The organism is Microbacterium sp. C5A9 (genome assembly GCF_022627955.1).
Taxonomy (GTDB): Bacteria; Actinomycetota; Actinomycetes; order Actinomycetales; family Microbacteriaceae; genus Microbacterium.
This window is the reverse complement of record NZ_JABXGD010000002.1, coordinates 624,753-639,618: the sequence shown is the minus strand read 5'-3', so window position 1 is coordinate 639,618 and position 14,866 is coordinate 624,753. Positions and strand designations below refer to the sequence as shown.

At 68.8% G+C, this 14,866-nt stretch carries 13 protein-coding genes; 10 read left to right on the top strand and 3 right to left on the bottom strand.

Features of this window, described 5'->3' with window-relative positions; translation table 11 throughout:
* Positions 1-2 precede the first annotated feature (2 nt).
* Genes HWD99_RS06335 through HWD99_RS06320 form a run of 4 tightly spaced genes read left to right on the top strand, consistent with a single transcriptional unit; the run spans position 3 to position 4,013 of the window.
* Positions 3-992: an NAD(P)-dependent oxidoreductase gene (locus tag HWD99_RS06335; RefSeq protein WP_241795369.1), complete on the top strand. Its 990-nt coding sequence runs from the start codon at positions 3-5 to the stop codon at positions 990-992.
* A 53-nt stretch (positions 993-1,045) separates the two neighbouring features.
* On the top strand, positions 1,046-1,786 hold the full coding sequence (locus tag HWD99_RS06330) for an MBL fold metallo-hydrolase (protein ID WP_241795368.1): 741 nt from the start codon (positions 1,046-1,048) through the stop codon (positions 1,784-1,786).
* Complete coding sequence (locus HWD99_RS06325; RefSeq protein WP_241795367.1) at positions 1,786-3,078, top strand: F390 synthetase-related protein; 1,293 nt, start codon at positions 1,786-1,788, stop codon at positions 3,076-3,078. The genes HWD99_RS06330 and HWD99_RS06325 overlap by 1 nt, the downstream gene beginning before the upstream one ends.
* Positions 3,072-4,013: a 3-oxoacyl-ACP synthase III family protein gene (locus tag HWD99_RS06320; RefSeq protein WP_241795366.1), complete on the top strand. Its 942-nt coding sequence runs from the start codon at positions 3,072-3,074 to the stop codon at positions 4,011-4,013. Before HWD99_RS06325 ends, HWD99_RS06320 begins: the two co-directional genes overlap by 7 nt.
* A gap of 49 nt (positions 4,014-4,062) precedes the next feature.
* On the opposite strand, the gene HWD99_RS06315 is transcribed toward HWD99_RS06320, so the two are convergent.
* Positions 4,063-6,507: a DNA topoisomerase (ATP-hydrolyzing) subunit A gene (locus HWD99_RS06315; RefSeq protein ID WP_241795365.1), complete on the bottom strand. Its 2,445-nt coding sequence runs from the start codon at positions 6,505-6,507 to the stop codon at positions 4,063-4,065.
* A 59-nt stretch (positions 6,508-6,566) separates the two neighbouring features.
* Here HWD99_RS06315 and HWD99_RS06310 point away from each other — a divergent pair, with 59 nt between their 5' ends.
* Entirely contained in the window at positions 6,567-7,688 is a 1,122-nt protein-coding gene (locus HWD99_RS06310) for an alkaline phosphatase family protein (protein ID WP_241795364.1), read from the top strand.
* 72 nt (positions 7,689-7,760) lie between these two features.
* On the opposite strand, the gene sepH is transcribed toward HWD99_RS06310, so the two are convergent.
* Positions 7,761-8,804, bottom strand: coding sequence for a septation protein SepH (gene sepH, locus HWD99_RS06305; protein WP_241795363.1), 1,044 nt, complete (start codon positions 8,802-8,804; stop codon positions 7,761-7,763).
* Between the two features lie 196 nt (positions 8,805-9,000).
* Between sepH and HWD99_RS06300 the strand changes: the two genes are divergently transcribed.
* Positions 9,001-9,294, top strand: coding sequence for a DUF4193 domain-containing protein (locus HWD99_RS06300; protein WP_201469844.1), 294 nt, complete (start codon positions 9,001-9,003; stop codon positions 9,292-9,294).
* Between the two features lie 66 nt (positions 9,295-9,360).
* On the opposite strand, the gene HWD99_RS06295 is transcribed toward HWD99_RS06300, so the two are convergent.
* Positions 9,361-9,828, bottom strand: coding sequence for a DUF3093 domain-containing protein (locus HWD99_RS06295; protein WP_241795362.1), 468 nt, complete (start codon positions 9,826-9,828; stop codon positions 9,361-9,363).
* A 12-nt stretch (positions 9,829-9,840) separates the two neighbouring features.
* Here HWD99_RS06295 and dut point away from each other — a divergent pair, with 12 nt between their 5' ends.
* The 4 genes from dut to HWD99_RS06275 all read left to right on the top strand — a co-directional run bounded on the left by dut (position 9,841) and on the right by HWD99_RS06275 (position 14,634).
* Positions 9,841-10,332, top strand: coding sequence for a dUTP diphosphatase (dut, locus tag HWD99_RS06290; protein ID WP_241795361.1), 492 nt, complete (start codon positions 9,841-9,843; stop codon positions 10,330-10,332).
* Complete coding sequence (locus HWD99_RS06285) at positions 10,325-10,912, top strand: DUF3710 domain-containing protein (protein WP_241795360.1); 588 nt, start codon at positions 10,325-10,327, stop codon at positions 10,910-10,912. Before dut ends, HWD99_RS06285 begins: the two co-directional genes overlap by 8 nt.
* Entirely contained in the window at positions 10,909-11,643 is a 735-nt protein-coding gene (locus HWD99_RS06280; RefSeq protein ID WP_241795359.1) for a DUF3159 domain-containing protein, read from the top strand. Before HWD99_RS06285 ends, HWD99_RS06280 begins: the two co-directional genes overlap by 4 nt.
* Positions 11,644-11,796: 153 nt before the next feature.
* Positions 11,797-14,634, top strand: a complete 2,838-nt coding sequence (locus HWD99_RS06275; protein ID WP_374205451.1) for an aconitate hydratase — start codon at positions 11,797-11,799, stop codon at positions 14,632-14,634.
* Positions 14,635-14,866 lie beyond the last annotated feature (232 nt).

Below are 14,866 nucleotides of genomic sequence, written 5' to 3'. Positions count from 1 at the left end.
GCATGTCCGGAGCCCGTGTGCTGGTGACGGGGGCGAGCGGGTTCCTCGGCGGTCACGTCGTCCCCGAGCTGCGTCGGCACGGCTACGAGGTCTTCGCCGCGGGGCGCGATGAGGCGGCGCTCGCACGCGTGGCGGACGAGCCGCACCGCGTCGTGGGAGACCTCGCCTCCCTCCGCGCGCGGCATCTTCCCGTCGACGCCGTCATCCACTGCGCCGCACTGTCGACGCCCTGGGGTGCGTGGAAGGACTTCCACGAGGCCAATGTCGCGGGGACGGGACACGTCGTGGCGTTCGCCCGGCGCAACCACGTCCGGCGACTCGTCCACGTGTCGTCGCCGAGCGTCTATGCGGCGAAGCGCGACCGTCTCGACATCCGCGAACCCGAGGTCGACCGCACCAACCGCCTGAACGGCTACATCCGATCGAAGATCGCCGCGGAGGATCTGCTCCTCGAAGCACGGGATTCGGGGGAGATCGGGGAACTGGTGATCATCCGGCCGCGCGGCCTCATCGGGGTGGGCGACACGAGCCTGATCCCGCGGCTGCTGGACGTGCACGCCAGGGTCGGGGTGCCGCTGTTCGGCCAGGGGGAGAACCTCATCGACGTCACGGCCGTCGAGAACGTCGCCTCCGCGCTTCGACTCGCGATCACGCGGGGAGACGCGGCCGGCGGGGTGTACAACATCTCGAACGGCGATCCGCGCCGATTCCGCGACCTCCTGACGACGCTGCTCACGCTGCTGGGGGAGAAGCCGCGCTTCCGCCCCCTGGATCGCCGACTCGCATGGGCTCTCGCGTCAGCCATGGAGGGGGTCTGCGCGGTGCTCCCCGGGCGGCCCGAGCCCCCGCTCACCCGCTACACGCTGAGCACCATCGCGTTCTCGCAGACACTCGACATCTCTCGGGCGAGGGCGGAGCTCGGCTATCGACCGGAGGTCTCCCTGGACGATGCGCTCCTCGCAGTCGCCGCGCACCTGAAGGCGGATGCCTGATGGGGAGCCTGCGCCACTACAGCTGTGGGAGCACGTCTCACGATGTCGGTGCGATGTTCCGCGACGTCGCCCGGGGGCGTCGTGAGTTCCCTTCGGGTGTGTTCCTCTACGACTCCGGCGACGGCCGTCGCGTCCTCTTCGACACGGGATACGCGACGTCGGACTGGCGCGCAGGATGGCGCGGGGCCGTCTACCGCCGGCTGCTGCCCCCGCGGGTCGTGGAGGCCGACGACATCGCCGCGCAGCTCGTGGCGGACGGTATGGATCCGGCATCCGTCACGCACGTCGTCCTGTCGCACCTGCACCCGGACCATATCGGGGGAGTCCGGCGGTTCCCCGGGGCGACGTTCGTGCTCAGCGCGGGTCACGAGCGGACCCTGCGCGACCCGCGACTGAGATCGGGAGTGCTGCCGGGACTGCTTCCCGAGTGGTTCCCGCAGGCCGAGCGGATCGTGCTGCACGACGGGGACTTCCGTGCCGTCCGCTCCGGCGACGTCTCGCTCCGGGCACACGATCTGCTCGGCGACGGGTCCTACCTCGTCCTCGACCTTCCCGGACATGCGGACGGGCACCTCGGAGCCCTGGTCGAAGGCCGTGTGCTGCTCGCCGGAGACGCCGCGTGGGGACGCGACCTCCTCGACGCCTCTTCGCGGCTGCGGGCGCTCCCTCGGGCGATCCAGCACGACGCGAGCCGGTACGCGGCGACCGCGCGGGTGCTGGGACGCCTCGTCGACGAGGGGATCACGGTCGTGTGCAGTCACGACCCGCTCGCTGCGACGGAGCTGCTCGGCTGATGGGCACGCTCCAGATCCTGCGCGAGTTCGCGACGGTGCGGTGGCTTCGTCCTCTGCGCACGCGTGAGGCCGTCGAGCGACGCCAGAGACGTCTGCTGGCCGCGCACCTGAGGTTCCTCCGCCGGCGGTCTCCGTACTTCCGCGAGCTGCTGGAGACGCGTACGTTCGCGGAACTCCCCCTCATGGACAAGAGCATCATGATGAGCCGCTTCGACGAGATCAACACGGTCGGCGTCGCACGGGACGACGCTCTCGCACTGGCGATCGCGAACGAGCGCGCGCGAGAGTTCGACGCCGACCTCGGGACGAACTCCGTCGGACTCTCCAGCGGCACGAGCGGGCACCGAGGGCTCTTCGTCGTCAGCGGTGCCGAACGCGACGCCTGGGTCGGGACCGTGCTCGCGCGTACGCTTCCTCGCGGCAGGCTGCTCGGGCACCGGATCGCGCTGTTCCTGCGAGCGGACAACACTCTCTACGAATCCGTCGGATCGACGGCGGTGTCGTTCCGCTACTTCGACGTCTACGCCGACATGAGCGACAACATCACGCGTCTCCAGCAGTACCGGCCGACCATCCTCGTCGCCCCTCCCTCCGTGCTGCGGCTCATCGCCCGCGCAGCGGATGCCGGTGCGTTCGACGTGATCCCCGAGAAGGTGTACTCGGTGGCAGAGGTCCTCGAGCTGTCGGACGAGCACCGCATCCGGGCGTCGCTCGCCCAGGAGAGAGTGCACCAGCTCTACCAGTGCACGGAGGGGTTCCTCGCGCACACCTGCGAGCAGGGCGTGATCCATCTGAACGAGGACGCCATCGTCGTCGAACGCGAGGCACTCGACGACGAGCGATTCACTCCGATCATCACGGATCTGCGCCGTCGGGCGCAGCCGATCGTGCGCTACCGGCTGGGCGACGTCCTCCGCGAACGGAGCGGACCGTGTCCGTGCGGAAGCGCGCTGACCGCGATCGAGCGGATCGAGGGGCGGGAAGGAGACACGCTCGTCTTCCGGAGGCTCGACGGACGCAGCATCCCCGTCTTCGCCGATGTGATCTCGCGGGCGCTGATCCATGCCGACGGATTCGACGAGTACAGGGTCACGCAGACCGGCGAGTCGCGGCTCGAGATCGCGCTCGACACGGTCGATGATCGATCTCGGCGCCGAGTCGCCGAGGAGGTCGACGCCCTGGCCGACCGCCTCGACTGCGAACGGCCGGAGCTCGTCTTCGTCGACTACGTGAGAGACGGGTCGGTCAAGCTGCGCCGGGTCGTGCAGGAATGGGGGGAACGGAGATGGTGAAGGGCTGCGAGATCGCAGGGTGGGGAACGTCACTGCCCGCGCGCACCGTGCGCTTCGGCGACGAGGTGCGCTATCGCATCGAGGACGACGTGTCTCACCTCGACATGCTGGCCGAGGCGTGCGAGCGGGCGTTGCAGCACGCGGGCATCACCGCGAACGAGGTCGACCTCGTGCTCGGCGCCTCGGCGGCGGGGGTGCAGCCGATCCCGTGCACCGCGGCTCTCGTGCTCGAGAGATTGACGCTGACAGGGCATGCGGCCGCCTTCGACGTGAACTCGACCTGCACGAGCTTCATCACCGCGCTCGACGTGGCTTCGCGCTACCTCGACGCCGGTGACCACGAGACGATCCTCGTGTTCGCCGGCGACGTCGGCACACGGTTCCTGAATCCGGACCAACGGGAGAGCTTCGAGCTGTTCAGCGACGCGGGCGCCGCCTTCGTGCTGCGGCGCTCGGCCGGGGCCGGCCCCGAGCGCGGGGTCGTCGCGACGGCGCAGCGGACGTGGCCCGCATACGCCCATGACACCGAGATCAGGGGAGGGCTGTCGCGCTCACCCGCCCAGCGGTTCGCGGAGACCGATCCGGCCGACTACCTCTTCGACATGGACGGACGTCGGGCGCTGCTCGGGATGATGAGGGTGCTGCCGGAGTTCTTCGGCGACTTCCACCGGACGTCGGGTATCTCGTACGACGACGTCGCCCTGTGGGTGCCGCACCAGGCCTCTGCGGCGCTCGGACCGATGCTCGACCGCCTCGGCATCCCCGTCGAACGCCGCATCGACGAGGTCGGCGACTTCGGCAACATGGTCTCCGCCTCGGTGCCCTTCATGCTCGCGCGAGCGCTCGACAGCGGCCGCGTCGGCTCCGGTGATCTCGTGATCCTGTGCGGGACGGCAGCAGGACTCACCGCGAACATCCTCGCGCTCCGCCTCTGACCCGCGTCCGCCTCTCAGGGGCGAGGGATTCCGGTGTGCGCGAGACCGATCAGACCAGGGTCCGCCCGATGCTGCCGATCACGCCGTCGATCGGCTGACCCGACGCGTCGCGACGAGCGCCGGACTCGGGGAGCTTGCGCACGGCACCCGTCGGGTCGACGGCCTGCGCCGGGCTCGGCCCGACCCACGCGACGGTGAGCCGGTCCTCGCCCTTCAGGAACGCATGGGCGCGCACTCCGCCGGTGGCTCGTCCCTTCGAGGGGTACTCGGTGAAGGACGAGACCTTGGCGCGGCCCGGCTCGGTGCCGGGAAGGCTGCTGTCTGCTCCCGACACGGTGGCCACCACGGCATCGGCCTCGGGCGACACCGCGCCGAAGAAGAGCACCGTCGCGCCGGCGCCGAGCTTGATCCCCGCCATGCCACCCGCAGGAGCACCCTGAGGCCGGACCGCTGAGGCGGAGAACCGCAGCAGCTGGGCATCGGTCGTCACGAACACGAGGTCGGCGTCGTCCCGCGCCTGCACCGCACCCACGACCGTGTCGCCCGGCTTCATGCCGATGACCTCGAGATCGGGGCGGACCGGCAGCGTCGACGGGACGATGCGCTTGACCGTGCCCTGGGCGGTCCCGATCGCGATCGGGACGTCGCTGTCGAATCGGACGAACTCGAGGATCCGCTCGCCCCGCGTCGTGATGCCGAGGTAGTCGCGCAGCGGAGTACCGGCGGCGAGCTGCACCGACGACGACGGAACCGACGGCAGGTCGACCGGCGAGAACCGCAGCACGCGCCCCTCGGTCGTCAGCGCCCCGATGTCGGCGCGCACCGTCGTCTCGATCGTCGTCAGGATCGCGTCGTGCTTGCTCCGGCGGGCCGGGACCGTGAGCTCCTGCCCCTCGGCGAGGTCGACGCGGACCGCGCGCCCGGTCGTCGAGAGCACGAGGACGGTCGGTGCGTCGGCGATCTGAAGGTCGGCCGCTGCGCCCTTCGAGGCGCGAGGCTTCGGGGGCACCGCGTTCATGAGGAGTGTTCGTCGCGGGGTGCCGTACGCGTCGGCCGCGGCGTCGAGTTCGGTCGCGACGGCCGCCCGCAGCAGCACGTCGCTGCCGAGCAGCTCGCGCAGGGCTGCGATCTCCGCGAGCAGCGCGTCGCGCTCGGACTCGAGCTCGATGCGCGAGAACTTGGTGAGCCGGCGCAGGCGGAGTTCGAGGATGTACTCGGCCTGCAGCTCGCTGAGATCGAAGACGGACCGCAGGCGCGTGCGGGCCTGCTCGGAATCGTCCGAGGAGCGGATGACCTGGATCACCTCGTCGATGTCGAGGATCGCGATCAGCAGCCCCTCGACGAGGTGCAGGCGCTCTTCGCGGCGCGCGAGACGATACCGGCTGCGACGCGTGATCACCTCGAGGCGATGCGCGACATAGACGCTGAGCATCTCCTTGAGGCCGAGCGTGCGCGGCTGCCCTCCGACGAGCGCGACGTTGTTGATGCTGAACGAGTCTTCGAGCGGGGTCAGCCGGTAGAGCTGCTCGAGCACGGCGTTGGGGTCGAATCCGGTCTTGATGCCGATCGCGACGCGCAGACCGTGGTTGCGATCGGTGAGGTCGGTGACGTCGCTGATGCCCTGCAGCTTCTTCGACTGCACCGCATCGCGGATCTTCTCGATGAGGCGCTCAGGACCGACCATGTAGGGCAGCTCGGAGACGATGATGCCCGTGCGTCGCGGACCGAGCGATTCGACCGAGACCTTGCCTCGGACCTTCAGCGCTCCGCGGCCGTTCGCATACGCGTCCTTCACGCCGTCGAGCCCCATGAGGATGCCGCCGGACGGGAAGTCGGGACCGGGCACGAACTCCATGAGCTCCTCGGTCGTCGCCTCGGGATGCTCGAGCAGATGCGTGGCGGCTGCGACGACCTCGATAAGGTTGTGCGGCGCCATGTTCGTCGCCATGCCCACGGCGATGCCGCTGGCGCCGTTGACGAGAAGGTTGGGGAAGGCGGCGGGCAGCACAGCCGGCTGCTGGAACTGACCGTCGTAGTTCGGGACGAAATCGACGACGTCCTCGTCGAGGTTCTCGGTCAGAGCCATCGCCGGGGCAGCGAGACGTGCCTCGGTGTATCGAGCGGCGGCGGGGCCGTCGTCGAGGGAGCCGAAGTTGCCGTGACCGTCGACGAGCGGCACGCGCAGGGCGAAGTCCTGGGCGAGACGCACCAGCGCGTCATAGATCGCCGAATCGCCGTGCGGGTGCAGCTTGCCCATCACCTCGCCGACGACGCGGGCGCTCTTCACATGACCGCGGTCGGGACGCAGTCCCATCTCGGCCATCTGGTAGAGGATGCGGCGCTGCACGGGCTTGAGGCCGTCGCGCGCATCCGGGAGCGCACGCGAGTAGATGACGGAGTAGGCGTACTCGAGGAACGAGCCCTGCATCTCGCTCTCGAGATCGATGTCCTGGATTCTCTCCGGAGCGAGCTCGGGCGGCGGGGTCTTCGGCATGGCCATCCTGAATGGTGCGAGGCTGAGGTCGGAGGGGAGCCTGTGTCAGACTGGCTCGGATGTCCTTCATGCTACCGTCCGAGTCGCCCTCCGCCCGGAGCCTCGTCGGGGTGGCGGACGACCTGTTCGCCGCTCTCCGCGGGGAGTCGGCGCATCTTCCGCGCGCCACCTCCGTCGTGCTGGTGCTGATCGACGGGCTGGGGGCGATCGGACTCCGGGCCCACGCAGGCCACGCGCGCACGCTCACAGGCGGCATGGCGAAGAAGGACGTGGCGCACTCCGTGTTCCCCTCGACCACGGCCGCAGCCCTCACGAGTCTCCTGACGGGAGCCTGGCCCGGCGTGCACGGTCTCGTCGGATACCGCGTGCTCGACCGTTCGCGCGACGTGCTCGTGAACCAGCTCACCGGCTGGGAGGCGGAGGGCCTGGACCCGTCCACCTGGCAGGCGGCGCCGACGATCTTCGAGCGAGCCCGCGACGAGGGGCGCCCGACCTTCGCCATCGGAGTCGCGGCCTATGCGCACAGCGGATTCACGCGTGCGACCCTGCGCGGCGCGGACTTCATCGCCGCGAGCACTCCTGCCGAGCGCATCGAGACCGCCTACGACCTTGCCGAGCGGAACCCCGGATCCCTCGTCTACTGCTACCTTCCCGAGGTCGACAAGGCCGGGCACCGCCACGGCATCGCGTCACTCGAGTGGGTGACGGCGCTCGAGGAGATCGACGGGGCTCTCGCCCGTCGGGTGCCTCCCGGCGTGGGCGTGATCGTGACGTCCGACCACGGGATGGTCGACGTGCCGGCTCCGCGGCAGGTCGTGCTGGAGGCGGAGCACCTCGACGGAGTGCACGCCATCGGAGGCGAGCCGCGGATGCTGCACGTCTATCTCGACGCCGACGTGGATGCCGACGATGCGGCGGCACGATGGACACGCGATCTGGACGGTCTCGCGGAAGTCGGCACCCGCCGACAGGTCATCGCCACCGGTCTCTTCGGGCCCGCGGTGACGGACGAGGCCGCATCGCGGATGGGAGATCTGCTCGTGGTGGCCCGCGGCAACGGCGCTGTCTACGACGGCACCGCTGCCGATCAGCGCAGTCGGGGCATGATCGGTCAGCACGGCGGGCTCACGCCCGAGGAGCGACAGGTGCCCCTGCTGCGTTTCGGCGCCTTCGCGCGCTGACGCAGCGAGTCCGTGTCGCGGTTCCCGCCGCGACGTCGGATGCGTCGGACTACTCGCCTCGGATGCGTCGGACTACTCGTCCGTGCGAGCTCCGAACACGATCTCGTCCCACGACGGCATGGCGTTGCGGCGCTTGCGTCGGTTGCTGCTGTCCGAGCCGCTGGGTTCGGGCGCGGGATCCGGCGCCTCGATGGGCTCCTCGACAGGACCGGTCTGCTGCAGAGCGTCGAAAATCGCGATCGGGTCGTTGTCGACGGCGACGAACGTGTCGTCCTCGAGCAGCGGTGCGGTCTCACGCTGGCCGCGCCGGCGTCGCAGCGCCTCGAGCAGATCGGCGGTCTCCGGGCTGGTGGTCTGCGATTCCGGAGCGCGCTTGGTCGCGGCGTCCTGGACGGATGCGGGGGAGCGCTCGCGCAGAGCGGGATCCTCGACGCTCTCCGGAGCGGGGACGAGGCGAGGTCCGAAGGCGCCCGAGTCGAAGCGGCTCTCGTCCTTGTACGGGGAGTTCTGCCGTTCGCTCTCGACGGCGCGGAGGCGGGGAATGAGCCCCTCCGGCAGCGAACCCTGGCGGGAGAGCTGCGTGGCATCGGCGTTGAGGGGAGCGAGGGAGCTCCGACGGGGGTCGAAGCTCCAGCGGGCATCATGCTCGACGTCGTTCGCTGCGAACTCGAGCTTGATGATCCAGCCGCTGTCATCCTTCCAACTCGCCCAGCGCTCGGCCGATGCCTCGACCTCGGCGAGCTTGGCCCTGATGGCGGTGCCGAAGGTGGGCTGCGCATCGGGTTCGACCTCGCTGCCGATCAGCACCGGGACGGCGAGGGCCTGGCCGATGATGTGCTCGCGCTCCGCGAGGACCGGGCCCTCGAAGCGCGCGACATCCTCGACGGTGATGCCGAGGAGCTCGGCGACCTCGGGGGCGGTGAGGCCGGCACGGATCTGAGCCTGGATGTCGCGCGGGCTCGCTGCGAGTCGCTGAGGCGTGGGGTCACCCTGGCGGGTGGCCCGCCTGATCTCGCGGTGCAGGACGTCGTCGATGGGCAGCGCGAACCGCTCGCCCGACTCGGTTGCGAGTACCAGGACTCCTGCTTCTGTGCCGACGATGGTGACGTTTTCCATGCGAATGCCCCTCTGATGGGTGTGCATTCATGGTGTCATGGGGCCGTGCCCGCAGCCGGGAATACTCTGGGCGCGCCGCCAGTTTGGTCTGTCGCACCCACGGGCATTTGCTTATTTTCTCGAGGTCGTGCAAACTATGGCCGCCGATTACCCCGACGGCGTACCACCCACTCGCATGAAAGTGGAGATTCACCACATGGCAACCGACTACGACGCTCCCCGAAAGAGTGAAGACGACTCCGAGTCGATCGAAGCCCTCAAGGAGCGTGTGCCGGACAAGCTCTCCGGCTCCTCGGGAGACGAGGACGCGGACAACCCGTCCAGCTTCGACCTCCCCGGTGCCGATCTGTCCGACCTCGAGCTCGATGTCGTCGTGCTGCCCGCGCAGCAGGACGAGTTCACCTGCATGAGCTGCTTCCTGGTGAAGCACCGCTCGCAGCTCGATCACGAGGACGCATCCGGCCCCATCTGCAAGGAATGCGCCGCCTGAGCGCATCCGAGCGACGCTCCGCGCGCCCCCGACCATCCGGTCAGGGGCGCGTTCGTCGTTCCGGGGTCAGTCCTTGGCGCGACGGATGGCCGCCGCGAGGCGGTCGGGCGTGCGCGTCGATATGGTCCACGTGTCCACCGGGTCGTCGACGTCGAGGTTGGGGACGACGACGATCCCGTCGATCCCGCCCCTGATCATGTGCCAGCCCCGTGCGGGCAATGCCGGCCCGCGGGCCTGACGTGCCTCGTCACCGGTGAGGGGCACCGGCTCGCCGAGGTGGCGACACGCGATGTGGGCTCGTCCGGCGCGCAGCACCTCGCCCTCGACCGAGACCAGGGGTGCCACAGACACCAGCCCGATCACGAGGAGCGCCGAGACCGCCGCGCCGATGATGAGGGCGAACGTCGCCGAAGCGAGCGGGATGAAGATGAGCGACACCATGGGGCCTGCGAGTGCCACCGTCACCAAGAGCCAGAGGCTCGGCGAGAGCCTCTCGCGATAGCGCGGTCGTGTGTCGGGAGCGATGTTCTGCATTAGCCTCGTGGGGTGACTGAATCCGTTGATCTCCCCATTATCGCGCCTGTGCTCGACGGCGCAGTCGTCGTGCCCGGATATGCGCATCCGGGAGATGCCGGCGCCGATCTCGTCGCAGCGGAGGCCGTGCACCTCGAACCGGGGGAGCGCGCGCTCGTCGCGACCGGTGTGCGCATCGCCCTGCCGGAGGGCTACGCCGCCTTCGTCGTGCCGCGCAGCGGACTCGCCGCCAAGCACGGCATCTCCATCGTCAACTCTCCCGGCACGGTGGATGCCGGATATCGCGGTGAGATCAAGGTGAGTCTGATCAACACCGACATCCGCAGCGCGTACGATGTCGCCGTCGGCGATCGCATCGCGCAGCTGATCATCATGCCCGTGACGCGCGCCGTCTTCATCCCGGTCGAGGAGCTGCCGGACAGCGTCCGCGGCGAAGGCGGCTTCGGCTCGACCGGATACCAGGCAGCATCCCATTCGAATCCAGCAGGACAGGCCAATGACTGACAACAACGCGACTCCCTCGAAGTCGGCCCCCGAGAACCGGGCGACCGAGGGGCCCTTCGACGATTCCGAGGCGAACCCGGTGCGGCCGTACATCGACCTCGGCGGAATCAAGATCCTTCCCCGCGAGGGACTCAACCTGCGTCTCGAGGTCGAGGAGCAGTCGAAGCGCATCGTCGCCGTCGGCCTCGACTACGCCGACTCGTCGCTGCAGGTGCAGCCGTTCGCGGCACCGCGTTCCGGCGGGCTGTGGGATGAGACCCGCGTGCAGCTGCGCGATCAGGTCCGCACCCAGGGCGGACGTGTCGAGGAGCGGGACGGCCCGCTGGGCAAGGAGCTCCTGGCCGAGGTCCCCGCCACGGCGAACGAGGGATCCGGCCTCCGCCTCGCACGCTTCGTGGGCATCGACGGACCTCGCTGGTTCCTGCGTGGTGTGATCGGCGGAGCCGCGGCATCCGACCTCGAGGCCGCCGCCAAGGTCGAGGATCTCTTCCGCTCGATCGTGGTCGTCCGCGGTGGCGCTCCCATGCCGCCGCGGGATCTGATCCCCCTCAAGATGCCCGCGACGCCCGGTTCGGCGTGAGCACCCCGGCATCGGATCCGGAGCGCGAGCAGAGCGCCTCGGACATCCTCGGCGCGGCTCTGGGCGGAGCGGCTCGTCGCGCCGGACTCGACCCGTCCGAGACCGGAGCCACCCACAGAGTGGTGTGGTCGGCCATCGGCGGCTGGCGCGGGATCCTCGAGTCGATCCTGCCGAGCCTCGCCTTCGTCATCCTGTTCACCGTCGCGCCCGAGCCGCTCATCCTCCCCCTGGGAGTGTCGGTGGGGCTCGCGGCGGTCTTCACGATCGTGCGGCTGATCCAGAAGTCGCCTCCCTCCGCCGCGATCGGCGGGCTCGTCGCGGCCGCGGCCGCCGCCGCGCTGGCACTGTGGACGGGGCGAGGCGAGGACAACTTCGTCCCCGGCCTCATCACGAACGCGGCCTACGGCACGGCGATGCTCGTGTCGGCTCTCATCGGCTGGTCGCTCATCGGCCTCGCGGTCGGGTTCCTGATGGGCGAGGGGACGGCGTGGCGGAACGACCGGCGCAAGCGTCGTGCGTTCCTGTGGCTCGGCGTCGCGTGGGCAGCGCTGTTCTACGCGAGGCTCGCGGTGCAGCTGCCGCTGTATCTCGCGGGTGAGGTCACCGCTCTCGGCACACTGAAGCTGATCATGGGTCTGCCGCTGTTCGCGCCGCTGATCGCCGTCACCTGGCTCGTCGTGCGCGCGCTGTACCCGCGCACCCCGGATTCCGGAACACCGACGCAGTCGTGATAGATTTATCTTGATATCAAGATAAATTGCAGGCTTTCGCCCGGAGGTCGAGCGGAGCAGACTGGTTAGGTCTGCCTTGCTAGCCGCAGGGGCTCGCTGGCGAGCAAGATGGAGGCGCCTGTCGCTCCCATCCGAATAGAAGGAGACGGATTCGTGTCCACGGTGAACAGCTTCGGTGCCAAGAGCACCCTGACGGTCGGCAGCACCGACTACGAGATCTTCCGCATCGACACGGTGCCCGGTTTCGACAAGCTCCCCTTCAGTCTCAAGGTCCTCCTCGAGAACCTGCTTCGCACCGAGGACGGCGCGAACGTGACGAAGGCGCAGATCGAGGCTCTCGGGTCGTGGGATGCCGCGGCAGACCCGAGCACCGAGATCCAGTTCACGCCGGCCCGTGTGGTCATGCAGGACTTCACCGGTGTGCCCTGCATCGTCGACCTCGCCACCATGCGTGAAGCCGTCACGGCGCTCGGCGGCGACGCGAACAAGATCAACCCGCTCTCGCCCGCAGAGATGGTCATCGACCACTCGGTGATCGCCGACCTCTTCGGTTCGGAGAACGCGCTCGAGCGCAACGTCGAGATCGAGTACGAGCGCAACGGCGAGCGCTACCAGTTCCTCCGCTGGGGCCAGACGGCCTTCAGCGACTTCAAGGTCGTCCCGCCCGGAACGGGCATCGTGCACCAGGTGAACATCGAGCACCTGGCCAAGGTCATCTACGACCGTGACGTCAACGGCGTGCTGCGCGCGTACCCCGACACCTGTGTCGGCACCGACTCGCACACCACCATGGTCAACGGCCTCGGCGTGCTCGGCTGGGGAGTGGGCGGCATCGAGGCCGAGGCCGCGATGCTCGGCCAGCCCGTGTCGATGCTGATCCCGCGCGTCGTCGGCTTCAAGCTCTCCGGCGAGATCCCGGCCGGTGTGACGGCCACCGATGTGGTGCTCACGATCACCGACCTCCTGCGCAAGCACGGCGTCGTCGGCAAGTTCGTCGAGTTCTACGGCGAGGGCGTGGCATCCGTGCCGCTGGCCAACCGTGCCACGATCGGTAACATGTCGCCCGAGTTCGGCTCCACCGCGGCGATCTTCCCGATCGACGACGTCACGCTCGACTACCTGCGCCTGACCGGCCGCAGCGACGAGGCCGTCGCGCTCGTCGAGGCGTACGCCAAGGAGCAGAAGCTCTGGCACGATGCGTCGCACGAGCCGATCTTCAGCGAGTACCTCGAGCTCGACCTCGGCACCGTCGTGCCGTCGATCGCTGGCCCGAAGCGCCCGCAGGACCGCATCCTCCTCTCCGAGGCGAAGACGCAGTTCGAGCACGACATCCTCTCCTACGCGTCGGCATCGACCTCGGATTCCGTCGTCGACCTCGAGTCGAAGCACTCGTTCCCGGCGTCCGACCCCGGTTCGGTCCCCGGTGAAGAGGAGCCCACGACGACGCGACCGGTGCACATCAACAGCGGCGCTCCGGCCAACGCGTCCAAGCCCGTGCCGGTCACGACTCCGTCGGGGGAGAAGTACATCCTCGACAACGGCGCGGTCACCCTCGCGGCCATCACGTCGTGCACCAACACCTCGAACCCCTCGGTCATGATCGCCGCGGGTCTCGTCGCCCGCAAGGCGCTCGAGAAGGGTCTCAAGCAGAAGCCGTGGGTCAAGACCACGCTCGGCCCGGGCTCGAAGGTCGTCACGGACTACTACGAGAAGTCGGGCCTCGACAAGGACCTCGAGGGACTCGGGTTCTACACAGTGGGCTACGGCTGCACGATCTGCATCGGAAACTCCGGCCCGCTGATCGAAGAGGTCTCCGCGGCCATCAACGATCACGACCTGGCTGTGACCGCGGTGCTCTCGGGAAACCGCAACTTCGAGGGTCGCATCAGCCCCGACGTCAAGATGAACTACCTCGCCAGCCCGCCGCTGGTCATCGCGTACGCTCTCGCCGGGTCGATGCACTTCGACTTCGAGAACGACGCCCTCGGCAAGGGATCCGACGGCAACGACGTCTTCCTGAAGGACATCTGGCCGACGCCCGACGAGGTGCAGGAGATCGTCGACTCGTCGATCTCTCGCGACCAGTTCATCAAGCAGTACGCGACCGTCTTCGACGGTGACGAGCGCTGGCGCAGCCTGCCCACGCCGGAGGACGACATCTTCCAGTGGGACGAGAACTCGACGTACGTGCGCAAGGCGCCGTACTTCGACGGCATGACTATGGAGCTCACCCCGGTGAGCGACATCCAGGGTGCCCGGGTCATGGCGACCCTCGGCGACTCGGTCACGACCGACCACATCTCGCCCGCCGGCAACATCAAGCCGGGGACGCCCGCGGCGCAGTACCTCACCGAGCACGGCGTCGACCGCAAGGACTTCAACTCCTTCGGCTCGCGTCGAGGCAACCACGAGGTGATGATCCGCGGAACGTTCGCGAACATCCGTCTGAAGAACCTCATGGTCTCGGCGGTCAACGACGGCCAGGTCGTCGAGGGCGGATACACCCGTGACTTCACCCAGGAGGGCGGCCCGCAGTCGTACATCTACGACGCGAGCATGAACTACCAGGAGCAGGGCACGCCCCTCGTCATCTTCGGTGGCAAGGAGTACGGCTCGGGCTCGTCGCGTGACTGGGCTGCCAAGGGCACGCGTCTGCTGGGCGTCAAGGCGGTCATCACCGAGAGCTTCGAGCGCATCCACCGCTCGAACCTGATCGGCATGGGCGTCGTCCCGCTGCAGTTCCCCGCCGGCGAGAGCTGGGAGTCCCTGGGTCTCGACGGCACCGAGATTGTCTCGATCACGGGTCTCGAGGAGCTCAACAACGGCACGACCCCGAAGACGGTGCGCGTGACCGCCACTCCGAGCGAGAACTCGCCCGAGGGCAAGCAGGTCGTCGAGTTCGACGCGGTCGTCCGCATCGACACCCCCGGTGAGGCGGACTACTACCGCAACGGCGGCATCCTGCAGTACGTGCTGCGTTCGCTGGTCTGATCTCAGACACATCCAAGAGCGAAGGCCCGGTTCCTCGGAACCGGGCCTTCGTCGTACGCACGGGAGCGCGCCGAGCGCCGAGCATCCGTCGGAGGTGCCGCGCGCCTCTGGGATGTGACGCGTGCGCGGCTCGCCTCGTGTCAAGGGGGAGCCGCCTTCCGCTCTTTCCCCGGTGCCCCGAGGTAGGATCGAGCAGGCGTCCGAACCGGAATCGGATGCCGCCGACGGAGCC